The 22668-nt window shown below is 59.0% G+C and carries 28 protein-coding genes and 1 tRNA gene; 9 read left to right on the top strand and 20 right to left on the bottom strand.

Annotated elements, in window-relative coordinates; genetic code table 11:
- Nucleotides 1-2: 2 nt before the first annotated feature.
- Genes sctS through sctU form a run of 3 tightly spaced genes read left to right on the top strand, consistent with a single transcriptional unit; the run spans nucleotide 3 to nucleotide 2159 of the window.
- Nucleotides 3-266: a type III secretion system export apparatus subunit SctS gene (sctS, locus tag C9383_RS11145; protein ID WP_060754800.1), complete on the top strand. Its 264-nt coding sequence runs from the start codon at nucleotides 3-5 to the stop codon at nucleotides 264-266.
- A 10-nt stretch (nucleotides 267-276) separates the two neighbouring features.
- Nucleotides 277-1065, top strand: a complete 789-nt coding sequence (sctT, locus tag C9383_RS11140) for a type III secretion system export apparatus subunit SctT (protein ID WP_090366943.1) — start codon at nucleotides 277-279, stop codon at nucleotides 1063-1065.
- Complete coding sequence (sctU, locus tag C9383_RS11135) at nucleotides 1062-2159, top strand: type III secretion system export apparatus subunit SctU (RefSeq protein WP_090366941.1); 1098 nt, start codon at nucleotides 1062-1064, stop codon at nucleotides 2157-2159. The genes sctT and sctU overlap by 4 nt, the downstream gene beginning before the upstream one ends.
- A gap of 1 nt (nucleotide 2160) precedes the next feature.
- Here sctU and C9383_RS11130 read toward each other — a convergent pair whose 3' ends face one another.
- The 19 genes from C9383_RS11130 to C9383_RS11040 all read right to left on the bottom strand — a co-directional run bounded on the left by C9383_RS11130 (nucleotide 2161) and on the right by C9383_RS11040 (nucleotide 16476).
- Nucleotides 2161-2532, bottom strand: a complete 372-nt coding sequence (locus C9383_RS11130; RefSeq protein ID WP_090366939.1) for a transcriptional regulator — start codon at nucleotides 2530-2532, stop codon at nucleotides 2161-2163.
- Complete coding sequence (gene hrpT / locus C9383_RS28385; protein ID WP_060754804.1) at nucleotides 2529-2732, bottom strand: HrpT family type III secretion system protein; 204 nt, start codon at nucleotides 2730-2732, stop codon at nucleotides 2529-2531. Before hrpT ends, C9383_RS11130 begins: the two co-directional genes overlap by 4 nt.
- Nucleotides 2729-4861, bottom strand: a complete 2133-nt coding sequence (sctC, locus tag C9383_RS11120) for a type III secretion system outer membrane ring subunit SctC (protein WP_090366937.1) — start codon at nucleotides 4859-4861, stop codon at nucleotides 2729-2731. Before sctC ends, hrpT begins: the two co-directional genes overlap by 4 nt.
- 14 nt (nucleotides 4862-4875) lie before the next feature.
- A complete protein-coding gene (locus C9383_RS11115; RefSeq protein WP_090366935.1) occupies nucleotides 4876-5283 on the bottom strand; it encodes a hypothetical protein in 408 nt (135 codons plus the stop codon).
- Nucleotides 5270-5506: a hypothetical protein gene (locus C9383_RS11110; protein WP_090366934.1), complete on the bottom strand. Its 237-nt coding sequence runs from the start codon at nucleotides 5504-5506 to the stop codon at nucleotides 5270-5272. Before C9383_RS11110 ends, C9383_RS11115 begins: the two co-directional genes overlap by 14 nt.
- 104 nt (nucleotides 5507-5610) lie before the next feature.
- Nucleotides 5611-6171, bottom strand: coding sequence for a type III secretion system stator protein SctL (sctL, locus tag C9383_RS11105; RefSeq protein ID WP_235863192.1), 561 nt, complete (start codon nucleotides 6169-6171; stop codon nucleotides 5611-5613).
- 7 nt (nucleotides 6172-6178) lie between these two features.
- The gene (locus tag C9383_RS28380; RefSeq protein ID WP_235863190.1) at nucleotides 6179-6760 is read right to left on the bottom strand and encodes a type III secretion protein; all 582 of its coding nucleotides are present in this window, start codon (nucleotides 6758-6760) and stop codon (nucleotides 6179-6181) included.
- Complete coding sequence (gene sctJ / locus C9383_RS11095) at nucleotides 6753-7526, bottom strand: type III secretion system inner membrane ring lipoprotein SctJ (RefSeq protein WP_090366930.1); 774 nt, start codon at nucleotides 7524-7526, stop codon at nucleotides 6753-6755. Before sctJ ends, C9383_RS28380 begins: the two co-directional genes overlap by 8 nt.
- Nucleotides 7527-7533: 7 nt before the next feature.
- Nucleotides 7534-7896 (bottom strand): hypothetical protein, encoded by a 363-nt coding sequence (locus tag C9383_RS11090; protein WP_090366928.1) that lies wholly within the window; start codon nucleotides 7894-7896, stop codon nucleotides 7534-7536.
- A 78-nt stretch (nucleotides 7897-7974) separates the two neighbouring features.
- Complete coding sequence (locus tag C9383_RS11085; RefSeq protein ID WP_060754811.1) at nucleotides 7975-8160, bottom strand: hypothetical protein; 186 nt, start codon at nucleotides 8158-8160, stop codon at nucleotides 7975-7977.
- A gap of 169 nt (nucleotides 8161-8329) precedes the next feature.
- A complete protein-coding gene (locus tag C9383_RS11080; RefSeq protein ID WP_090366926.1) occupies nucleotides 8330-9244 on the bottom strand; it encodes a sigma 54-interacting transcriptional regulator in 915 nt (304 codons plus the stop codon).
- 325 nt (nucleotides 9245-9569) lie between these two features.
- The gene (ychF, locus tag C9383_RS11075; RefSeq protein WP_090366924.1) at nucleotides 9570-10670 is read right to left on the bottom strand and encodes a redox-regulated ATPase YchF; all 1101 of its coding nucleotides are present in this window, start codon (nucleotides 10668-10670) and stop codon (nucleotides 9570-9572) included.
- A gap of 22 nt (nucleotides 10671-10692) precedes the next feature.
- Complete coding sequence (gene pth / locus C9383_RS11070) at nucleotides 10693-11277, bottom strand: aminoacyl-tRNA hydrolase (protein WP_003171596.1); 585 nt, start codon at nucleotides 11275-11277, stop codon at nucleotides 10693-10695.
- A 166-nt stretch (nucleotides 11278-11443) separates the two neighbouring features.
- Complete coding sequence (locus C9383_RS11065) at nucleotides 11444-12040, bottom strand: 50S ribosomal protein L25/general stress protein Ctc (protein WP_060754814.1); 597 nt, start codon at nucleotides 12038-12040, stop codon at nucleotides 11444-11446.
- Nucleotides 12041-12177: 137 nt separating this feature from the next.
- Nucleotides 12178-13119 (bottom strand): ribose-phosphate pyrophosphokinase, encoded by a 942-nt coding sequence (locus C9383_RS11060; protein WP_003171603.1) that lies wholly within the window; start codon nucleotides 13117-13119, stop codon nucleotides 12178-12180.
- 46 nt (nucleotides 13120-13165) lie between these two features.
- Nucleotides 13166-13240 (bottom strand) — tRNA-Gln (locus C9383_RS11055).
- A gap of 36 nt (nucleotides 13241-13276) precedes the next feature.
- Nucleotides 13277-14080, bottom strand: a complete 804-nt coding sequence (gene ispE / locus C9383_RS11050; protein ID WP_218580446.1) for a 4-(cytidine 5'-diphospho)-2-C-methyl-D-erythritol kinase — start codon at nucleotides 14078-14080, stop codon at nucleotides 13277-13279.
- A gap of 49 nt (nucleotides 14081-14129) precedes the next feature.
- Nucleotides 14130-14747: a lipoprotein insertase outer membrane protein LolB gene (lolB, locus tag C9383_RS11045; protein WP_090366920.1), complete on the bottom strand. Its 618-nt coding sequence runs from the start codon at nucleotides 14745-14747 to the stop codon at nucleotides 14130-14132.
- Nucleotides 14748-14751: 4 nt separating this feature from the next.
- Nucleotides 14752-16476 carry a tetratricopeptide repeat protein gene (locus C9383_RS11040; protein WP_090366918.1) on the bottom strand — a complete coding sequence of 575 codons (1725 nt, stop codon included), beginning with the start codon at nucleotides 16474-16476 and terminating at the stop codon, nucleotides 14752-14754.
- Nucleotides 16477-16658: 182 nt separating this feature from the next.
- Between C9383_RS11040 and hemA the strand changes: the two genes are divergently transcribed.
- The 6 genes from hemA (at nucleotide 16659) to C9383_RS11010 (ending at nucleotide 22026) form a co-directional block, all read left to right on the top strand.
- Complete coding sequence (gene hemA / locus C9383_RS11035; RefSeq protein ID WP_090366916.1) at nucleotides 16659-17948, top strand: glutamyl-tRNA reductase; 1290 nt, start codon at nucleotides 16659-16661, stop codon at nucleotides 17946-17948.
- A complete protein-coding gene (prfA, locus tag C9383_RS11030; RefSeq protein WP_060754819.1) occupies nucleotides 17945-19027 on the top strand; it encodes a peptide chain release factor 1 in 1083 nt (360 codons plus the stop codon). Before hemA ends, prfA begins: the two co-directional genes overlap by 4 nt.
- The gene (prmC, locus tag C9383_RS11025) at nucleotides 19028-19858 is read left to right on the top strand and encodes a peptide chain release factor N(5)-glutamine methyltransferase (protein ID WP_090366914.1); all 831 of its coding nucleotides are present in this window, start codon (nucleotides 19028-19030) and stop codon (nucleotides 19856-19858) included. It begins immediately after the preceding gene.
- On the top strand, nucleotides 19852-20607 hold the full coding sequence (locus C9383_RS11020) for a molybdopterin-synthase adenylyltransferase MoeB (RefSeq protein ID WP_090366913.1): 756 nt from the start codon (nucleotides 19852-19854) through the stop codon (nucleotides 20605-20607). Before prmC ends, C9383_RS11020 begins: the two co-directional genes overlap by 7 nt.
- The gene (murI, locus tag C9383_RS11015) at nucleotides 20600-21394 is read left to right on the top strand and encodes a glutamate racemase (protein ID WP_090366911.1); all 795 of its coding nucleotides are present in this window, start codon (nucleotides 20600-20602) and stop codon (nucleotides 21392-21394) included. The genes C9383_RS11020 and murI overlap by 8 nt, the downstream gene beginning before the upstream one ends.
- Before the next feature lie 113 nt (nucleotides 21395-21507).
- A complete protein-coding gene (locus tag C9383_RS11010) occupies nucleotides 21508-22026 on the top strand; it encodes an acyloxyacyl hydrolase (RefSeq protein ID WP_090366909.1) in 519 nt (172 codons plus the stop codon).
- 311 nt (nucleotides 22027-22337) lie between these two features.
- Here C9383_RS11010 and C9383_RS11005 read toward each other — a convergent pair whose 3' ends face one another.
- Nucleotides 22338-22643 (bottom strand): YkgJ family cysteine cluster protein, encoded by a 306-nt coding sequence (locus C9383_RS11005; protein WP_060754824.1) that lies wholly within the window; start codon nucleotides 22641-22643, stop codon nucleotides 22338-22340.
- Between the last annotated feature and the right edge of the window lie 25 nt (nucleotides 22644-22668).

Genomic DNA, 22668 nt, shown 5'->3' with positions numbered 1-22668 from the left:
CTATGGAACCGATCGTGCTGTTCAAGCAAGGCATGTTGCTGGTGGTGGTCCTGTCGGCGCCCCCGTTGATCGTGGCGGTGGTGGTCGGTGTGCTGACATCGCTGGTGCAGGCGTTGATGCAAATACAGGATCAGACCCTGCCCTTTGGCATCAAGTTGGTCGCGGTGGGCGTCACGCTGATATTGACCGGGCGCTGGATTGGAGTGGAGTTGATCCAACTGATCAACCTGACGTTCGACATGATCGCCCGTTCGGCACTGAACTGAGGTTACCGGCTTGCTGCTTCTCGTTGATTACCTGCCCAGCCTGCTGGTCGCCATGGCGCGCATCTATCCCTGTGCTTTTCTGGTGCCTGCATTCTGCTTCCAGCACCTTAGGGGGATGCCTCGACACATCATCGTCATGGTCCTCGCGCTGATTCCGGCACCCGGCATCTACAGCGTGCTCAACGGCCAGGACTACTCGGCCTTGATGATCGCTGGGTTGGTGTTCAAGGAGCTGGTGCTGGGGTTCCTGCTCGGGATCTTGCTGGCCATGCCGTTCTGGATGTTCGAGTCAGTGGGCGCCTTGCTGGACAACCAGCGTGGCGCCCTGGCCGGTGGTCAGCTCAACCCTTCGTTGGGGCCGGATGCTACGCCCGTGGGCCACCTGTTCAAGCAGTTGGCGATCTACCTGTTGATCGCGACCCTCGGGCTTGGCGTATTGACCCAGGTAATCTGGGACAGCTACCTGATGTGGCCGCCGACGGCGTGGCTGCCGGCGGTGGCGGTGAATGGCTTCAGCGTATTCCTCGGGCTGCTTGGCGATACGCTCATGCACATGATGCTGTATGCCGCACCATTCATTGGCGTGTTGCTGTTGCTGGAATTCGGCGTCGCCTTGCTCGGGTTGTATAGCCCGCAACTGCAAGTGTCGACCCTGGCGCCGCCGCTCAAAAGCCTGGCCGGGTTGATGATCCTGATTTTGTACTTTCCCCTGTTGCAGGATTTGATCGTCGGTCGCATGAGCCTGCTGGGTGATCTCAAACACGCCCTGGGCCTATTGCTTCAGGGCTCGACGCCATGAGTGACTCCGGTGAGAAAAAGCACGCGGCGACGCCGAAGAAGTTGCGTGACCAACGTCAAAAAGGCCAGGTCGCGCAGAGCCAGGATGTCGGTAAATTGCTGGTGTTGACCGCCTTGAGCGAGATCGCCTTGTTCACGGCCGAACCCAGCATGCAGCGCTTCCAGCAGCTGATGGTGCTGCCCATGTCGCGAATGGGCCAACCCTTCGCACGTGCTTTGGAAGAGGTGTTGCTGGAAAGCCTGATCGTGTTTTTTGCGTTTGCCCTGATGATGGCCGGCGTGGCGATCAGCGTGAAGTTGATCAGCAGCTGGATGCAGTTCGGGTTGCTGTTTGCGCCACAGAGCCTGCAGCTCAACTTCAGTCGCCTGAACCCTCTGAGTCAACTCAAGCAGATGTTCTCGGCCCAGCAGGTCATGAACCTGTTGATGAGCCTGGCCAAGGCCCTGCTATTGGGCGTGATCCTGTATGCCGTGATCGGTCCGTCCTTGGGAACCCTGATCAAGCTGGCCGGTAGCGACCTGCAAACCTATGTCCAGGCGCTGATTGTAGTGTTCCGCCATCTACTGCATGCCTGTCTGGGCTTGCTGCTGGTCTTGGCGTTGATTGACCTGGCGTTGCAGAAGCATTTTTTTGCCAAGCGCATGCGCATGACCCAAGTGGAGGTACTCAAGGAATACAAGGATATGGAAGGCGACCCGCACGTGAAGGGGCAGCGTCGCTCCCTGGCTTATCAACTGGCCCAGGAAGAACCCAAGGTCAAGCTGCCCAAGCTGGAGGAATCCGACATGCTGGTGGTCAACCCGACGCACTTTGCCGTCGCCTTGTATTACCGCCCAGGCAAGACGCCGCTGCCGTTACTGGTGGACAAGGGCACGGATGCGCAGGCACGCGCGTTGATCGACCGGGCGAAAGCCGCCGATGTCCCGGTGGTCCAATGCGTCTGGCTGGCCCGTACGCTGTACGAGAAAAAGCTGGGGATGGGGATTCCTCGCGAAACCTTGCAGGCGGTCGCCTTGATCTACCGGACCTTGCGTGAGCTTGACGCTGAAGCCAAGCGCGAAACCCTGGAATTGCCGGGACTGGAGCGGCGTTGATTCAGCGAGCGGCGCGCCGGTCCAGCGTCTCGAGATTGGCCAGCGAGAGCAGGCGGCTGATGGTTGCGTCGAGCGCCTGGCGCTGGGTCGGCAGTGCATGCCAGATCACCAGGTTGCCCCTGGCGTCCAGGTAGACAAAGCAGCCACTGAAGGCCACTGCTTGTTCAAACCGGCGCTCAAGTGCCCGCTGCAATTGTCGGGGTTGCAGGGCGTCACGGTTCACCTGCAGGGCCAATCCCGGACCGGCAGCCGTATCCATGGCGTAGATGGCAATGCCGGGGCCGACTGGCAGGTGGGCGCCAGGGCCACCCACCCATGCGTCGCGGAATGCCTCGCGACGCTGCCGGTTATCGGCAAGTGCGTGGGGCGTCATCGTTCCAGCGATATCGTCTGGTAATCCGAACGCTCGCCTGACGGGCCCGACTCGGCCCGCATCTGCGGTGGCCACCAGACCACCAGCGTGTGCTTGCCTGACTGCGGACGTGAGCACGAGTCGCCTTGGCAGGTCGGCGTGCAGCCGGCGACGAGCAGTGCCGCACCGATGAGTGTGGAGCACAACAGTAAAGGCTTCATTGCGGTTGGTTCCGGGTTGGGGTGAGCAGGGAAGGGCGGGAGACGCCGATGTGTTCGTCTTTCACCACGGGACGCATGGCAATAAAGACCTCGGCTTCTTCACCCGGCTTGAGCCAGGCTCGCGGCCAGACGCTGACGGCCAGGGTGTGTGAGTTACTGCACTCCTTTTCATCAATACGTACGTTGCGCTTGAACTGGTTGCGCAGCACGACGACGGCCACGTTGAAGTCCGGGCCGGTGTACCACTGGCTGCGGTCGGTATTGAGCGCCAGCAGATCGCGCGTGACGCATAGGGTATTGAGCCCCAAGGGCAAGGGAGCCATCTTGAAAGGCTTGGGTACCTGGCCGCTCACCAGATGCGCCAGGGTGCTGGTGATATCGCTGCGCTTGATCACCGGTTGGTGAGGGGCATCGCGCCTGGCCAAGGGTTTGAGGGCGGCTTGCAACTCGGCCTGATCGTCTTGTGGCAGGTAGCGCGAAGGGTCGGCCTGATCGCCGATGACCCGCGGGGTCAGGATGAACAGCCTTTCGCGGCGATTGTTCTGGCGTTCAGTGGAAGAAAACAAGGCCTTGCCCAGCAGGGGAATATCTCCCAGCAATGGGACTTTGTTGTGCTTGTCGGTGCTTTCGCTGACGTGGAAGCCACCGATCACCAGTGAGCGTTTCTCCGCCATCACCGCCTGGGTGCTGACTTTGCCACGGCTCACATCCGGTGTTGTGCTCAGGGGGTTGGACTCATTGAAGTTACCGTCTTCGATGTCCACCAGCAGGTGGATCTGATGCTTGCCCCGGGACGTGATGACCCTGGGCACGACCTGGAAGCTGGTGCCGACCGTGACGGGCAAGATGGTTGCGTTCTCGGTGCCGCCGACCAGATATTGAGTGCGGTTGAAATCGATCACCGCGGGGTGGTTTTCCAGGGTCAGGACCGACGGATTCGAGACCAGGGTTGCCAGGCCGCGTTGTTCCAGGGCACGTATGTCTGCGTAGAACCGGTCGCGATTTTCAAATGAAAGTTGTGATGACGTACCGGGGCTCGTGTTCACGCCGCCTCGGAAACGGCTGTTCTGAAACCCCCAGTTAACCCCGAATTCACGCAGTTGAGTGCGCTCGATATCCAGGATGATTGCGTCGATTTCCACCAGCTTGCGCGCTACGTCGAGTTGGGCAATCAGGTCGCGATACATGGCCTGGCGTTCGGGCAGGTCATAGATCAGTACCGCGTTGTTGCGCACGTCCGCCTCGACGCGGATTTTGCCGCTGCCGACGGGCGCACGCGGCGTGACCATGGGGCCAGTGCCTGGGGGCTCCGAAGGTGCCGTGGTGCCCAGCATCTGCCCCAGCAACGGGTTGCTCAAGCGAGCGCCGCTCGCCGCGAGCGGTGCGGGTGCGGAAGGGGGCGTGGTACGGGGTGACAAGGCTGAGGCTGGGCGCGTTTCCAATAGCCCGCGCAGCATATTGGCGACGCCGGGGACGTTGTATTTTTCGCCACGATAATCAATCTGCCGGTCTGCGGCATTGGCAAACTTCAGAGGGAACGTCAGTACGCTCTGTTTTTCATCGGGCGACCGGCGCTGGCTGGCGAACTGTTTGATCTGCTCGATGTAGCGTCTGGGGCCGGAAACCAATATCACACCGTCCTCGGGGAGCTCGCCCCAGCCGAAGCGGCTTTCCAGCAAGCCGATATCAGTCAATGCCTGCTTCAAGTCCGCGATGGTTTCCGAGGAGACCTCGAGGCGTGCGGATTCCTGTTGGTCCAGGGTGCTGATATACAAAGTGTTGTTGTACAAGTACCACTGGAAACGATGCTCAACGCCCAACCTGTCGAGCAGCGACTGGGGGGTATTGGCGCGGATCTTTCCATTGACGACACCCTCCAGCAGGCCCTCGATCTGCAACTGCGTGCCGAAGGTCTGGGCGAAGTCTTCAAGTACCTCGCGCAAAGGCTTGTGTTCGGCTTCATAGGCATACGCGGTGTTTTTCCATTCGCTGGGAATGGCGGCCTGTGCGCTTTGCCAAGGGATCAGCAACCATGGCAGAACGAGCAGGCCGCGCCAGCCGGAGCGCTTTGCAGTTAACCGGGGCGAGGGGGCATGCAAGCCATCAGGCTTGTCGGAGGTATTGTTCATAAGGCGTTCTCTGATTAAGGCGAAAGCGGATGTCGCGAGGTGGTGCGCAGCGCACGGGCAGGGCGTGCAAGGCGGGCCATGACTGCCCGCCAGGTGTCACGCTGATTGAGCAGCGCCTCGAGGCTTTTCTGCACCTGCGTCGGGTGTGGCGCGTCGTGCAGGCACTCGAGCAACCACAGCGCGCCATGGGCCGGGTCTTGGGCGAGCGCCCCTGGAAAATGATGCAAGCTGGCGGCGCCCGGACGCATCCAGTTCTCCAACTGGGCATTGGTGGGCACGTGCTGAGTGAGTTCAACGCCCAGTACCAGCGCGCCGCTGTCACGTCGCAGGACGATACGGCTATCGCCTTCAGTCAAGGTGATCTGCGGATCGGAACCGCTCAACCAGTGCGCCAGGTCATCCTCACCTTCAAGGGATTCCATCAAAGACGATCTTCCCTTTATCGGCCATGTGATTGGTCATCGCGAAGGTTGAGGTCACCAGTTGGTTGGCATCCATTTTTAGCTCGAGGGCTTCACCCAATAACGCCTCGAATGTTTCGTTATCGAGCGCCTCTTCCGTAGCTTTCTTCATCTGTTCGATGCGGCGGTTGACGGTATCCAGTTCCCTGTATTGCCGTTGCTGCTGGCGGTAATCAAAACTCATGGGCGGCTCTCCGGTGGCTTTGCCGTTATAAGTGGCTAAAGCCTGGTAACGGTTCCACGCCAAGAGTTTTGAAAGGCAATGTAATCAGCGCTGCCGGAAATTCCTTACCTGCCGCGGGACACGGGCTCAAGCAATAGCAGGCTATCAACGGTAGAGCGCCACTCGATGTGGAAGCGGCCTTCTTCGGTTTCCAGTATGAGTGTCTCGGCCGCCAGGGAGTCATCAAGGCGCAGGCACCAGGGGGCCTCAGTGTGAAGCTGCAGCCATTGCTCGACCTGCGCGTGGTCCTGCGGGTGGCAGACCAGGTTGGCGGCGATTGCCGGGACTTGCGTGTTCAGCAGTTTTTTAAGCAGTGCGCTGAGGCGCTCGGCGGGAGGTGTCAGCTCCAGCAAGCTGATCAGCGCTTGATTGGTGACGGAGGTGGCAATCTGCTCGAGGCGCTCGCAAATGGCCTGCCGCTCTACTTCCCAGCGTTCGAGCTGGCGATTGGCACGCTGCCAGAACTCGACCTGGGCCTGTTCAAGCAATTGCTCGCTGTGTGCCTGAGCCTGGCGCAGCAGCGCGTCGGCTTGGGCCTGGGCGTTTTCGAGCAACTGCTCGGCCTGTCGGCTGTCGGCAAGGACAGCTCGGGGAATCAAGGCATGCGGCAGGCTTGCGGTGGGCATCGACAGTTCAATCTTGCGTCGGCATAACATGGTGCGGGGGCACTCCGGAGGGGGCAGCGTGAAAGTCGTCTTCCGCCGCAGCGGTGGCACGCCAGATCACTGCCTGCCAGACAGTGTCCAGTTTGCTTCCCACTTGCGGCAGGTATTGGCTTTCGAGTTCCAGTACCCGACGTCGCGCAAAACTGAGGCGCAAGCGCTGCCACACGGTGTGATCGACCCAGGCGCGCAGATGATGCAGAGGGTCTTCACCGGGTTGTCGGGACGAGGAGGGCAGGGCCATGGATAGGCGGGCGCACCACTGGCGCTGGTCATGATTCAAAGCCGTATCGCGCCGTGGGTGGTAAATGCCGTCGACCAGGGTCAGCATCAACGCTTGTTGCTCCGGCGGTGCCAGTACCATCCGCAATAGCGCGGCAGAGGGCTGGATCGGCAGGCAGGGCGTGATGCCCAATGCGCGACTGATCAGCTCATGTCGGCCGCGGCATAACGCCAGGCTGGCGGGTGAGTTGAGATCGAAGGCGACCCATGGATGCTGCGAACGGCTCCAGGGGCAGGCCCACCAATGCACCCAGTCACGGATATCAGGCATGTGGTGGCGAACTCGAAGGTGATGCGGTTCGCGTCTTGCGAAGCCATAGAGCAGCGGCAACGAGTGACACTATCAAGAGGATCAGCAAGACCGTCACACAGATCTGCCAAAAGGCCAGGTCAGCCTCGGGTACTAGAAACGCGCCGAAGTAGACCAGTCGTTCGCGCTCGATATAGGTCGCGGCCGGCACGAACGTAACGGTGAGTTTTTGCGGGTTGTCCGCCGTGGTACTCATGCCGGGGATGCTGCTGGCAACCATCCTGCGTACGCGTGGCCTGATGTTGTCCGGCTCCAGCCTTGGATCGTGCTTGATAAAGACCGAGGCTGAAGCCGGTTGTACGGGTTCGCCCGGCGCTACACGCTCGGGCAGCACAACATGGACGCGGGCAACGATGACCCCATCTATGTTGGATAGCGTCGCCTCCAGTTCCTGGGACAAGGCATAGATATAGCGCGCACGCTCTTCCAGCGGGGTGGAAATAACCCCTTCCTTACGGAAAATTTCACCGAGTGTGGTGCGCGCGGTTTTTGGCAGCCCTGCCGCCTCCAGCGTTCGAACCGCACGGGCGATATCGCTTGTGCGGACCCGTACCACGACACCGTCTTTCTCCAGCGCTTTCTGGGCACGGATATGCTTGTCCGCCAGTTCGGCGATCACATCGTTGGCTTCCTGCTCGGACAGTTGGCGGTGAAGGTCAATGCGTTCGCCACAGCCGCTCAGCATGAACATCAGCGCAAGTAATAAATAGATGAAACGCGTGCGCATAAGCGGCCTACTGCAAGTTGGTGGTTTTTTCTACCATCGAAACGCAGTGCTTAATGATTTTCACCGACACGGTCAGGACCTCTTTGCTTTCAGCCAGCGCCTGCGGGACTTCAACTGATTTTATCGAGTTCTTGTCTTTCACCAGGTCGCTCAAGCCCTTGGAGACATCGTTGGCGCGCGCCCTCAGATAGTTGGATTGCTCGGCCAGAAAGTGCGTGCCGATGGTGGGGGGCGATGTTTTGACGCTGTCATTGGTTGCCAGGGCTGACGCAAAAAAGTGGCTGTCGATGGTGCTGTCAGGGCCCGTCGTGGCTTCGGCGATTGGAAGCGGTGTGGAAGGCGGCGAGGCCCACTCGTTTTTTAAAAGCATGTAATCTCCACCCATTGCACGAGGTTGAAAACGAAAAGAGTTGCCTCCCTTGCTAAGCAAACAAAGGAGGCAGTAGAGTCATGGCCTGGCTGAGCCTATTTGTTGCATTATTTTTGTCGAATTATCGATATGAATGGTATTGATAGCGTGCTTGACGTTATCCCCATTCTTTTTCTTTTGCAGCTCAGCTAGTACCTGTTCCGTTTGCTCGTTTGAGATGAGGCCGTTGCTAGGAATGAGTGAGGATATGTTGTTGGTATCCATATGCAGTACCTTTTACAGTTGGAAATGTCTATGTGGTTAGCAAAGTTTACTTGTGCGAGTGTTAAGGGCTAACGCTCACATCGTGGGTGGCTGAATATGTTTCAATAGTTCCGGGCTTGCGCTTTTTAGTCGTTGCCAGATATTTCGTAAATGTTGTCTGTTGACGGGGCTAATTGAATATATTCAAGTGCTTCAAACGGTAGTACAGCGTCCGCTTGGGGATTCCCAGTTCCATCGCCACACTTTCCACACAATCGGCATGACGTTTCAGGGAGGCCTCAATCAGTGATTTCTCGATTTGTTGCAGTTTTTCCTTGAACGGTTGCACCCTCTGCTCCACCAGCGGTTCGCACAGGGGCGGCAAGCCCAACACAAAGCGCTTTGCCGCTGAACGCAGCTCCCGGATGTTGCCGAGCCAGGCGTGACACAGCAATTGTTGGAACAACGTAGGGGAAGGCGTCGGTGCGGCGCATTTGAAGTGCTCGGCTTCCTGTTGAACCATGCTCAAGAACAACGGAATGATTTGCTCCTGGCGAGTACGCAGCGGTGCGAGGCGGATGCTGACAACATTGAGCCGGAAGAACAGATCGCGCCTGAAGGTCCCTTGTTCAACCATGTCATGCAGCGATTGCTGGGCAGAGGCGATCACGCGCATGTCTACCGGGATGAAACGAGTCGACCCCAGGCGTTCCACTCCGCGAGACTCCAGTGCACGTAATAGCTTGGCTTGCAGCGCGAGGGGCATGCTATCGATTTCATCCAGATACAACGTGCCCAAGTGCGCTGCTTCAATAAATCCTGCACGTGACTGCACCGCACCGGTATAAGCGCCACTGTTCACGCCGAACAGCTGGCTCTCCGCCAGGCTTTCCGGAATCGCCGCACAGTTCACGGCGACGAAGTTTCCTCGACGCCCGGATAAACGATGAACGCGTTGGGCCAGTGTGTCTTTGCCGGTCCCCGTTTCTCCTAATAACAGAATGTCAACATTGAGTGTTGCAGTGCTATTGATTGTATGCTCGATATCGGAACTTTCAGTGAGTGGATGGTCTGTTTCGTGTTCTTCTTGAAAGACGGCCGACATAGTGTGGATGCTCTACTCTCACGTTTAATTCACTGTGGGTGGCGCAAATGATAAAGGCCACTCAGTAGAGCTCAAATTGCGAAGAATGTCATGAGTTCTTCAATGGATAATGGCAGGAAGTAGAGTGGGAAAAGTTGGATTGAGTGAGCGGTTAAGTTGTGCAAGTGCTTTTTTGTTTTTAACGCCGCACAGCAAGTAAGAATAATCTTAAAGTGGTGATGAGTGGAGGGAAGTAACAGCTTGTTTGTGGTTTTAAATCCAACGCCCACAAAAAAGCCGATGCATTGCATCGGCTTGATGTTGTAGCGAAGTCTTGCGGTAATGCTTACACGTTAAAACGGAAGTGCATCACGTCACCATCCTTGACGATGTATTCCTTGCCTTCCAGGCGCCACTTACCGGCTTCCTTGGCACCGGCTTCACCCTTGTACTGGATAAAGTCGTTGTAGGCGATCACCTCGGCGCGGATGAAGCCTTTTTCAAAGTCGGTGTGGATCACACCCGCAGCCTGTGGCGCGGTGGCACCGACCTTGACGGTCCAGGCGCGGACTTCTTCAACACCGGCCGTGAAGTAGGTCTGCAGGTTGAGCATTTCGTAACCGGCACGAATCACGCGGTTCAGACCCGGCTCTTCCAGGCCCAGGGCCTCAAGGAACATGTCTTTCTCTTCGCCGTCTTCAAGCTCGGCGATTTCCGCTTCGATCTTGTTGCACACAGGCACAACCACTGCGCCTTCTTCCTCGGCGATGGCCATGACCACGTCGAGCAGCGGGTTGTTCTCGAAGCCATCCTCGGCGACGTTGGCGATGTACATCACAGGCTTGGTGGTCAGCAGGTGGAAGCCTTTGATCACGGCCTTCTCGTCCGCGCCCATGTTCTTCATCAGGCTGCGTGCCGGCTTGCCTTCGGTGAAGTGAGCGATCAGTTGCTCCAGCAGGCCCTTCTGGACCACGGCGTCCTTGTCACCGCCTTTGGCGTTGCGCGCGACTTTCTGCAGTTGTTTCTCGCAGCTGTCGAGGTCAGCGAAGATCAGTTCCAGATCGATGATCTCGATGTCGCGTTTCGGGTCGACGCTGTTGGAGACGTGAATCACGTTCTCGTCTTCGAAGCAGCGGACCACATGGGCGATAGCATCGGTTTCACGGATGTTGGCCAGGAACTTGTTGCCCAGGCCCTCACCTTTCGAAGCACCGGCCACCAGGCCGGCGATGTCGACGAATTCCATGGTGGTCGGCAGGATGCGCTTCGGATTGACGATAGCCGCCAGTGCGTCCAGGCGTGGGTCCGGCATCGGCACGATGCCGCTGTTGGGCTCGATGGTGCAGAAGGGGAAGTTCTCCGCCGCAATACCGGACTTGGTCAGGGCGTTGAACAAGGTGGATTTGCCGACGTTGGGCAGGCCGACGATGCCGCAATTGAATCCCATGGTGTTTTCCCCTCGGTAAGAGTCAGGCCTTCTGGCTGTGCAGGTTTTTCATCGCACGGTTCCATTCACCGGCGAAGATATCCGGCAGCACGCCGAGGGCAAAGTCGATGCTGGCATCGAGTTTTTCCTGTTCGGCGCGTGGCGCACGACCCAGGACGAAATTTGAAACCATACTGGCGACGCCTGGGTGGCCAATGCCGAGCCGCAAGCGGTAGAAATTATTCTGATTACCCAACTGCGCAATGATGTCGCGCAGACCGTTATGCCCACCATGCCCGCCGCCGAGCTTGAGTTTGGCGACGCCGGGAGGCAGGTCCAGTTCGTCATGGGCCACCAGGATTTCTTCGGGTTTGATCCGAAAGAAGCCCGCAAGCGCCGCGACGGCCTGGCCACTGCGGTTCATGTAGGTGGTGGGAATCAGCAGACGAACATCCTGACCTTGATGCGAGAAGCGTCCGGTCAGGCCAAAATATTTGCGATCGGCCGCAAGGTTCACACCTTGTGCGTGGGCGATACGCTCAACAAAAAGGGCCCCTGCGTTATGCCGGGTCTGTTCGTATTCGGCGCCTGGATTTCCCAGGCCAACGATCAGTTTAATGGCAGTCACGACAGGGGCCCTTCCTTTGGAGTTGTGGATAAGATCGCCAGACCTGAGTGCGGCGAAAGTGGACGACATTACATCATTTACTCAAGAGTAAACGCCGCGTTATCGCCCGCTTTCTCGCTACGTCTCGGTCCGCGATGTTTCCTCAAGCTCCGGCAATACAGAGTAATTACTCTGCAGCGCCTTCTTCAGCTTCTGGAGCAACGCGTGGAGCGTGAACGTTGGCAACAGCTTTGTCATCACCGTGAGCCAGTGCAACGAACTCAACGCCTTTTGGCGCCTTGATGTCGGACAGGTGAACGATGGCGCCGATTTCCAGAGCCGACAGGTCGACTTCGATGAACTCAGGCAGGTCTTTCGGCAAGCAGGTCACTTCGATTTCGTTCAGAACGTGCGAGATCTCGCCGCCTTTCTTGACCGGAGCTTCTTCACCAACAAAGTGCACAGGCACGATCGCGGTCAGTTTCTGGCCGGCAACAACGCGAACGAAGTCAGCGTGCATGATGAATTGCTTGGACGGGTGACGCTGCATCGCTTTAACGATGACGTTCTGCTTGGCGCCATCGACGTTCAGCTCGATCACGTGGCTGTAGGCAGCTTCGTTTTCGAACAGCTTGGCGATTTCTTTGGCCAGGATGGTTACGGATTCAGCTGGCTTGTTGCCACCGTAAACAACAGCAGGGATGTTGGCGGCGTGACGCAGGCGGCGGCTCGCACCTTTCCCCAGGTCAGTACGCGCTTGGGCGTTCAGAGTAAAGTCAGTCATTTTGTATCTCCAAAATAGCCATCATCGAGGGGCGTTTGCGACCAGCGCCGCACTCGATATGGGCAAAAAAGCCCCGCCCCGACAGGATGCCGGGGCGGGGCGCTTTTCGTCAGTGAGGTGTTCCGAAGGTTTAACCCTTAACGGAACATCGCGCTGATCGATTCTTCATTGCTGATGCGGCGAACCGCCTCGGCAACGACCGGTGCGATATCCAGTTGGCGGATACGCGCACAGGCTTGAGCTGCGGCGGACAACGGGATGGTGTTAGTCACCACCAGTTCATCCAGCACGGAGTTCTCGATGTTCTCGATCGCTCGGCCCGACAGCACAGGGTGTGTGCAGTAGGCGAAGACTTTAGCCGCACCGTGCTCTTTCAAGGCTTTCGCCGCGTGGCACAGGGTGCCGGCGGTGTCGACCATGTCATCAACCAGAATACAGGTACGCCCTTCGACATCACCGATGATATGCATCACTTCAGAGTGATTGGCTTTTTCACGGCGTTTGTCGATGATCCCGAGGTCCACGCCCAGGGATTTGGCAACAGCCCGTGCACGCACGACGCCACCAATGTCCGGGGACACGATCATCAGGTTTTCAAAGCGCTGATCTTCGATGTCATCCACCAATACTGGGGAGCCGTAGATGTTATCTACCGGAATATCGAAGAACCCCTGGATTTGGTCAGCGTGCAGGTCAACCGTGAGAACACGGTCGATGCCTACCACGGTCAGCATGTCAGCAACGACTTTCGCGCTGATAGCCACACGTGCGGAACGCGGACGGCGATCCTGACGAGCATAACCAAAGTAAGGGATTACAGCTGTGATTCGAGTCGCTGAGGAGCGGCGGAAGGCATCAGCCATCACGACGAGTTCCATCAGGTTATCGTTGGTCGGAGCGCAAGTCGGCTGAATAATGAAGACGTCTTTACCGCGAACGTTTTCATTGATCTCGGCTGTAATTTCGCCGTCGGAAAACTTGCCGACAGAGATGTCACCGAGAGGGATATGCAGCTGACGTACGACACGTCGAGCCAGATCGGGGTTAGCGTTCCCCGTAAAGACCATCATCTTGGACACGCGCAGTACCTAGAGGCTGAGGGTAACCTGGATGAGTATTAGAAAATGGCAGGGGCGGCTGGATTCGAACCAACGCATGGCAGGATCAAAACCTGCTGCCTTACCGCTTGGCGACGCCCCTGTATCTGTTGCAACGAGTGCCTAACACTCGGTTCCTTTAGAGCAGACTTTGCAGCTTGCGATGCAACATCGAAACGTTGCTTCCCTTTGCTACAAACCCTGTAAGGGTCTCTGTAAGAAGGGCCGAGACTTTATCAGCTTCAGCTTTGTTTGGGAAGCCCCCAAACACACAACTTCCAGTTCCGGTTAATTTTGCTTCGGTAAAATTACCTAACAAATTCAAAGCGTTACGTACCTCTGGATAACGCCTTGCTACAACCGGTAAGCAGTCATTTCGACTGTTTCCCTTGGGAACGGGGCGCACTTTAATGGGAGAAGAGTTACGTGTCAACAACGGATCTGAAAAAATTTCTGCTGTACTTACAGATACTTGCGGAACAAGCACGACGTACCACGGCTCTTCGGGGTATTCCGGCGTGAGTTTCTCCCCCACGCCCTCAGCAAAAGCGGCCCGTCCGTGCACGAAAACCGGGACGTCGGCGCCTAGCGTCAGGCCCAGCGCGGCCAGGCGATCAAGGTCCCAGCCCAGTTGCCACAAGTGATTCAGACCCAGCAGTGTGGTTGCGGCGTTCGAGCTGCCACCACCGATTCCACCGCCCATGGGCAGAATTTTATCGATCCATATGTCGATGCCCAGTGAGCAACCGGATTGTTCCTGAAGTTTTTTGGCCGCCTTCACAATCAGGTTGCTGTCGTGGGGCACGCCTTCGAATTCGGTGTGCAAGCGGATCACGCCATCGTCGCGCACGGCGAAGGTGAGTTCATCGCCGTAGTCGAGAAATTGAAACAGTGTCTGCAATTCGTGATAGCCGTCTTCACGGCGACCGAGAATGTGCAGCATCAGATTGAGTTTGGCAGGCGAGGGTAGGGTCAACTTATCTACGGTCACGTTATTGCCCCAGCTTGCGTGGTTGCCAGTCCTTGATCACCAGGGTGACGTCCAGGTCTGTGCCATGCAGCTTGATACGCTCCGGCAGCCAGTAGCCGCCCTGTTCTACATAGCTGAGGTAATCGACCTGCCAGCCATCCTGCTCCAGTGACGCGAGGCGGCTGTCGCCATTGAGGCTCAGACGGCTCTTGCTGTCCGGTGCGGGCAAGCCGCGCACCCACCATACAAGGTGCGACACGGGCAGTTTCCAGCCAATCTGCTCTTCCAGCAGCGCCTCCGGCGATGCCGCTTCATAGCGCCCCTGGTTGGCCACTTCGAGGCTCACCTGGCCAGGTCGACCGGTCAGGCGAGCTGCGCCGCGACCGAGCGGGCCGGACAGGCGAATATCGTAGTAGTCCTGGCGTTGCAGCCAGAACAGCGTGCCGCTGCCCGAATCTTTCGGCGCGCGCACTCCGACCTTGCCCTCTATCTGCCAGCCATCAATGCTGCTGAGCTGGTTTTTGTGCTGTTTCCATTGCCCTGGGTTGCCCTGGCCTTCAACGGATTCGCGGCTACCGACACCCGCGCAACCGGCGAGCAGGGCAATAAGACTGAACACTACAATGTGGCGCAAGAACATAAGCTTAAAGGGTCTCGGATCCGGTCAGGCGTTTGATGGTGCCGCGCAGAATGGGGCTTTCGGGTTGTTCCTTGAGGAATTTTTCCCAGATTTGTCGCGCTTCGCGCTGCTTGCCGTTGGCCCACAGCACTTCACCCAGGTGGGCGGCGACTTCCTGGTCGGGGAAGCGTTCCAGTGCCTGGCGCAGCAGGCGTTCCGCTTCGTCCAGGTTACCCAGGCGGTAATTCACCCAGCCCAGGCTGTCGAGTACGGCCGGGTCTTCCGGGTTGATCTTGTGCGCTTGCTCGATCAGCGCCTTGGCTTCGTCGTAGCGCGTGGTGCGATCAGACAAGGTGTAACCCAAGGCGTTGAGTGCCATGGCGTTTTCGGGGTCGCGCTTGATGATCAGGCGCAGGTCTTTTTCCATCTGCGCCAGGTCATTGCGTTTTTCCGCCTGCATGGCGCGCGTATACAGCAGGTTCAGATCATCGGGGTATTGCAGCAAGGCTTGTTGCAGCAATTTCCAGGCGCGCTCGCCCTGCTTGTTGGCGGACAAGGTTTCGGCCTGGATCAAGTACAGCTGGATCGCGTAGTCCGGTTCGGCATCGCGGGCCGCGGCCAGGCGTTTTTCCGCTTCATCGGTACGGCCGTTGCTCATCAGGATGTCGGCCTGGCGCAACTGGGCGGGCAGGTAGTCGTTACCTGGGCCGACCTGGGCGTATTCCAGCAGGGCGGCCTGGGGATCATTGCGCTCTTCGGCAATACGGCCAAGGTTCAGGTGCGCCGAATCGACGTGGCTTTCCCGCGCAATCAGCTCCTCCAGGTAACCCTTGGCTTCGTCCCAGGCCTTGGCCTCCAGGCACACCAGCGCCAGGGAATAGCGCAGCTCGTCATCGTCCGGGTACTGCTGGACCAGGTTGGCGAACTGGACTTTGGCGTCCTCCATGCGGTCCTGCTCGACCAGCATTCGCGCGTAGGTCAGGCGCAGGCGCTTGTCGTCCGGGTATTTCTTGATGCTTTTTTCCAGCAGTGGAATCGCTTCCTTGCCACGATTGAGGTTCTGCAGCAGGCGTGCGCGCAGCAGGATCGGAGCGATCTCACCCTCTTCCGGCGGGTTCTGTTCCAGCAGTTTCAAGGCTGCATCGGCTTCGTCATCCTGTTGCAGCAGCAACGCCTTGCCGAAAATCAGCTGGCTGTTCTTCGGATGCTTTTGCAGCAGGCGGTCGAAACCCTTCATCAGGCCATTACGCGTGTCCTGGTCGGTATCGGCGGCCGACAGCGCGAGGAAGTCGAAATGGGTGTCACCCTTGCCTTGCAGGACTTTCTCCATATAAACCATGGAGTCGTCATAGCGCCCGGCGCGTGCCAGTTGAACGGCTGCGGCCCGCTGGGCTTCCAGGTCGTCCGGGGCGTTTTTTGCCCAGATCAGCGAGCTGTCCAGCGCAGCCTGGTCAGCGCCCAGGTATTCGGCGATGCGAAACGCCCGCTCGGAAATGCCGGGGTCCTGGGTGTTGATCGCCTGGGTCACATAGTTATCCAGCGCAATATCGAAACGATTTCGCTGGCCGGCCAGTTCCGCCGTCAGCAGGCTGTAGACCGTCTCTTCACTGAACGAGGAGTAAACCTTGGGTTTTTCAGGGGCGGGAGTGCTGTCTTCCACCGGTGGCGTACCGTCCGGCGATACGGGTGCCATGGCCTGGCAGCCGCTGAGGAAGACAAAAGCAAGGAGCAACGCGGAGGATCTATTCATATAGGAAGAGGACGACTAACCTGCGGTCGGATCATCATGACACAAGCCTTCGGCCAAACATAACCGAGTCTCAGTTGATGCCTTTATAGACACAAGGCATTAGGACAATAGCCTACGGTGGTTGTTCTGAATCATTCGAAGTAGGACAATTGTCGGCTTCCCGACATCATCAGCGATATTGAATGGCCTTCCTCGCACTCGGTATTAACCACAAGACTGCTACCGTAGACGTGCGCGAGCGCGTGGCGTTTACGCCAGAGCAGTTGGTTGAGGCCTTGCAGCAGCTCTGCCGGCTCACCGACAGCCGCGAAGCTGCAATCCTTTCGACCTGCAATCGCAGCGAGCTTTATATAGAGCAGGAGCATCTTTCAGCGGATGGGGTACTGCGCTGGCTGGCCGATTACCACCATTTAAGCCTCGACGACCTGCGCGCCAGCGCCTATGTGCACGAAGAAGATGCGGCAGTTCGTCACATGATGCGCGTCGCCGCAGGGCTCGACTCGCTGGTGTTGGGCGAACCGCAAATCCTCGGCCAGATGAAGTCCGCCTATGCCGTGGCCCGCGAGGCCGGCACCGTGGGGCCGCTGCTGGGCCGCCTGTTCCAGGCCACGTTCAATTCGGCCAAGCAAGTGCGCACCGACACGGCCATCGGCGAAAACCCGGTTTCCGTGGCGTTTGCCGCCGTCAGCCTGGCCAAGCAGATTTTCAGTGACCTGCAGCGCAGCCAGGCGCTGCTGATCGGCGCCGGTGAGACCATCACGCTCGTCGCCCGGCACCTGCACGACCTGGGCGTGAAACGTATCGTGGTGGCCAACCGTACGCTTGAGCGCGCGAGCATCCTGGCCGAGCAGTTCGGTGCGCACGCCGTTCTGCTCTCGGACATTCCGGCCGAACTGGTGCGCAGCGATATCGTGATCAGCTCAACCGCCAGCCAGTTGCCGATCCTGGGCAAGGGCGCGGTGGAAAGCGCACTGAAACTGCGCAAGCACAAGCCGATCTTCATGGTCGATATCGCTGTTCCCCGCGATATCGAACCCGAAGTCGGCGAGTTGGACGACGTTTACCTCTATAGCGTCGACGACTTGCATGAAGTGGTCGCCGAAAACCTCAAGAGCCGCCAGGGCGCTGCCCAGGCCGCAGAGGAAATGGTCAGCGTCGGCGCCGAAGATTTCATGGTGCGCCTGCGTGAACTGGCAGCGGTGGATGTACTCAAGGCGTATCGTCAGCAGAGCGAACGCCTGCGCGACGAGGAGTTGGCCAAGGCCCAGCGGTCGCTGGCCAACGGCAGCAGTGCCGAAGAGGTGTTGATGCAACTGGCCCGTGGCCTGACCAACAAATTGCTGCATGCACCCAGTGTGCAGTTGAAAAAGCTTACTGCCGAAGGCCGCCTTGATGCGCTGGCCATGGCCCAGGAACTCTTTGCCCTCGGTGAGGGCGCGTCAGATAGCTCTTCGGATAAAAAACCGCAATGAAAGCGTCACTGCTCAATAAACTGGATGTGCTCCAGGACCGTTTCGAAGAACTGACCGCCTTGCTCGGCGATGGTGAGGTCATCTCCGATCAGACCAAATTCCGCGCCTATTCCAAGGAATACGCCGAAGTCGAGCCGGTGGTCGCCACCTATAAGAACTTGCTGAAGGTGCAGGCCGACCTCGAAGGCGCCCAGGCGCTGCTCAAGGACAGCGACCCGGACATGCGTGAAATGGCCGTGGAAGAAGTCCGCGAGGCCAAGGAAAAGCTGGCCGAGCTGGAAGGCGACCTGCAACGCATGTTGCTGCCCAAAGATCCGAACGATGGCCGCAACGTGTTTCTCGAAATTCGCGCCGGCACCGGTGGTGACGAGGCGGCGATCTTCTCCGGCGACCTGTTTCGCATGTACTCGCGTTATGCCGAACGTCGTGGCTGGCGCGTGGAGATCCTGTCCGAGAACGAGGGCGAACACGGTGGCTATAAAGAAGTCATCGCCCGGGTTGAAGGCGACAACGTCTACGGCAAGCTCAAGTTCGAGTCCGGCGCGCACCGTGTACAGCGGGTTCCTGCGACTGAGTCCCAGGGCCGCATCCACACCTCGGCGTGTACCGTGGCGGTGTTGCCCGAGCCGGACGAGCAGGAAGCCATCGAGATCAACCCGGCGGACTTGCGCATTGACACCTACCGTTCGTCGGGTGCCGGCGGCCAGCATGTGAACAAGACCGACTCGGCGATCCGGATCACCCACTTGCCGTCAGGGATCGTGGTGGAGTGCCAGGAAGAGCGTTCCCAGCACAAGAACCGTGCGCGGGCCATGTCCTGGCTGTCGGCCAAACTCAACGACCAGCAGACCAGCGCTGCCGCCAACGCGATTGCCAGCGAGCGTAAATTGCTGGTCGGGTCGGGTGACCGTTCCGAACGCATTCGTACCTACAACTTTGCCCAGGGCCGGGTCACCGACCACCGCGTCAACCTGACCCTTTATTCCCTCGACGAAATTCTTGCCGGCGGCGTTGAAGCGGTGATCGAGCCGTTGCTCGCTGAGTACCAGGCTGATCAATTAGCGGCGATCGGTGAATAAATGACCATCATCGCCAGCCTGCTGCGCGCCGCCGACCTGCCCGACTCGCCCACTGCGCGCCTGGATGTGGAACTCTTGCTGGCGGCTGCCCTGGGCAAATCGCGCAGTTACCTGCACACCTGGCCGGAGAAAATCGTCAGCAGTGAAGACGCGCTGACCTTCGCCGGTTACCTGCAGCGCCGCCGCAGCGGCGAGCCGGTGGCGTATATCCTCGGCCAGCAGGGTTTCTGGAAGCTGGACCTGGAGGTCGCGCCCCACACGCTGATCCCGCGTCCGGAAACCGAACTGCTGGTAGAAGCCGCCCTGGAACTGTTGCCCGCAACGCCCGCCAAGGTCCTCGACCTGGGCACCGGCAGCGGCGCCATTGCCCTGGCCCTGGCCAGCGAGCGGCCGGCCTGGCAAGTCACCGCCGTCGACCGGGTATTGGAAGCCGTGGCCCTGGCCGAGCGCAATCGCCAGCGCCTGCACCTGAAGAACGCCAGGGTGTTGAACAGCCATTGGTTCAGCGCCCTGCTAGGCGAGAGCTTTGATCTGATCATCAGCAACCCGCCGTATATCGCCGACAACGATCCGCATCTGGTCGCCGGCGATGTGCGTTTTGAGCCGGCCAGCGCACTGGTGGCGGGCCACGATGGCCTGGATGATTTGCGGTTGATCAGCCAAGCGGCGCCTGCTCATCTGAATGCCGGTGGTTGGCTTTTGCTTGAGCATGGTTACGACCAGGCGGCCGCCGTGCGTGATCTGTTGCTGAGCCAGGGGTTCGAACAGGTGCACAGCCGCATCGATCTTGGCGAGCACGAACGCATCACCCTGGGGCGCCGGCCATGCTGACCGACCAGGAGCTGTTGCGCTACAGCCGACAGATTTTGTTGCAGCATGTCGACATCGAAGGTCAGTTGCGCCTGAAAAACGGCCGGGCGCTGATCATCGGCCTCGGCGGGCTGGGCGCGCCGGTCGCGTTGTACCTGGCGGCTGCGGGCGTGGGCCAATTGCACCTGGCGGACTTCGATACGGTCGACCTCACCAACCTGCAACGCCAGATCATCCACGACACCGACAGCGTTGGGCAGACCAAAGTCGATTCAGCCATGCGCCGCCTGACGGCCATCAACCCTGATATCACCTTGCTTGCCCACCGTGTGGCGCTGGATGCCGATTCCCTGGCGGCGGCGGTGGCGAATGTGGATGTGGTGCTCGATTGCAGCGACAACTTCTCCACCCGTGAGGCCGTTAACGCAGCCTGCGTCGCCGCTGCCAAGCCATTGATCAGCGGCGCGGCGATTCGGCTTGAGGGGCAATTGTCGGTGTTCGATCCGCGTCGCGCCGAGAGCCCGTGCTACCACTGTTTATATGGGCACGGCAACGATACCGAACTGACTTGCAGCGAGGCCGGCGTCGTCGGGCCTCTGGTGGGGCTGGTCGGTAGCCTGCAAGCGCTGGAGGCGTTGAAGCTGCTCGCCGGTTTTGGTGAGCCGTTGGTGGGCCGCTTGTTGCTGGTCGATGCCTTGACCACACGGTTTCGCGAACTGCGGGTCAAGCGCGACCCGGGTTGCAGCGTGTGCGGGACTCAGCGTGGATAAGGGCGCGCCTATCGGTGTGTTCGACTCCGGCGTCGGCGGCTTGACGGTGCTGGATGAAATTCAACGGTTGTTGCCCCATGAGTCGCTGCTGTATGTCGCGGACTGTGGGCATATTCCCTACGGCGAGAAAAGCCCGGCGTTCATTCTCGAGCGCTCCCGCACAGTCGCCGAGTTTTTCCGCAAGCGCGGCGCCAAGGCGTTTGTGATCGCCTGCAACACCGCGACTGTCGCCGCCGTCGCTGACTTGCGCCAGGACTACCCCGACTGGCCTCTGGTGGGAATGGAGCCCGCGGTCAAGCCTGCGGCTGCCGCGACGCGCAGCGGCGTCGTCGGTGTGCTTGCCACTACCGGTACCTTGCAAAGTGCCAAGTTCGCCGCCTTGCTCGACCGCTTCGCCACCGACGTGCGGGTGATTACCCAGCCTTGTCCGGGGCTGGTGGAGTTGATTGAAACCGGCGACCTCGTCAGCCCTGCGCTGCGCACTATGTTGCAGGGTTATGTCGAACCGCTGCTCAACGCCGGCTGCGACACCATTATTCTGGGCTGCACCCACTACCCATTCCTCAAGCCGTTGCTGGAGCAGATGCTCCCGCCGAGCATCATCCTGATCGACACCGGCGCCGCCGTGGCACGTCAGCTCAAGCGATTATTGGGCGAGCGCGACCTGATAGGCACTGATAAGCCTGAACATGCGCAGTTCTGGACCAGTGGTGATGTCGATCATTTAAGAAATATCTTACCGACACTATGGAAATATCCTGGCGTTGTGAGTAGTTTTGGCTCGTGAAAAATTCGTGAAAAAACCTCGGTTAGAAGCTGAACTTCTGACACTACGCAGGCTTCTATACCGAGTTAGCCCTTACATATCACTCTAACTCCGTTCTTAAAGGACTGTTTCTTATGAAGCGTTTGTTCGCTTTGGCTACGATTGTGGCCGCTGTGGTGGGACACTCTGTTTCGGCCCAGGCCGCCGGCCTGGAATTCGGGGTGGGGGGCACGAGTGATTCGACGATGACCTATCGCCTGGGTCTGACTTCCGACTGGGATAAAAGCTGGTGGCAGAGCGATACCGGCCGACTGACCGGCTATTGGAGCGGCGCCTATACCTATTGGGACGGTGACAAGCGCGCCAGTGTAAGCAGCGTGTCGTTCTCACCGGTGTTTGTGTATGAGTTTGCCGGAGAGTCGGTCAAACCCTACATCGAGGCTGGGGTCGGTGTGGCGCTGTTCTCGCGCACGCGGGTCGAGGACAATAACATCGGCCAGTCCTTCCAGTTCGAAGACCGGTTGGGCTTTGGCCTGCGTTTTGCGGGTGGGCATGAAGTGGGTATCCGTGCCACGCACTATTCCAACGCGGGCATCAGCAACAACAACGACGGGGTGGAAAGCTACTCGCTGCACTACACCCTGCCGTTGTAGTTCTTCAGAGCACTGCCACACCCCTGTGGGAGGGGGCTTGCCCTAATGCCTGTCAGTTAAGCGATAGAGCGGACGATGGATAACCTGTGGGAGGGGGCTTGCTCCCGATAGGCCGCGCAGCGGCCTCAAAAATGGGCCTGCTACGCAGTCCATCGGGAGCAAGCCCCCTCCCACAATGACCGCGTTAAGCCTTAACTGACTGGCATTAGGGCTTGCCCCCGATAGCGCGGGTTCAGTCAATGCATCTGCAACTGACACCACGCAATCGACCGCAAGCCCTTCCCGCATTCTGCTCTGCGCTCATCTCAACATCAGCGATAAGCGGTCGCAATCCCTTCACGCTCGGTCAGGCACTCCGGCGCTCCCATCTCGAACTCCCGGCAAATCAGCGGTCGTCTGTCGTAAATGGTGCACATCATCGTGTCCCGATCCAGCGCCGCACACCAGCCGTCGTCAAGGCGCAGCATGACTTCGCCGCCCCATTCATCGGTATCGATATAGCGCTCCGGCACACCGGTATCGGTGATCAGCATGACTTCCAGCTGGCAACAGCAGGCTGCGCATGTCGAACAGGTGACGGCGGGTTCGGTGATCTGGGTATGGGGGATGTGGGTCATAGGTGCGCAGTGTAAGGCAAGCGCA

This window comes from Pseudomonas palleroniana (assembly GCF_003031675.1).
In the GTDB taxonomy this organism is placed as follows: Bacteria; Pseudomonadota; Gammaproteobacteria; order Pseudomonadales; family Pseudomonadaceae; genus Aquipseudomonas; species Aquipseudomonas palleroniana.
The sequence above is the reverse complement of the archived record's forward strand: the minus strand, read 5'-3'. Positions and strand labels throughout refer to the sequence as shown.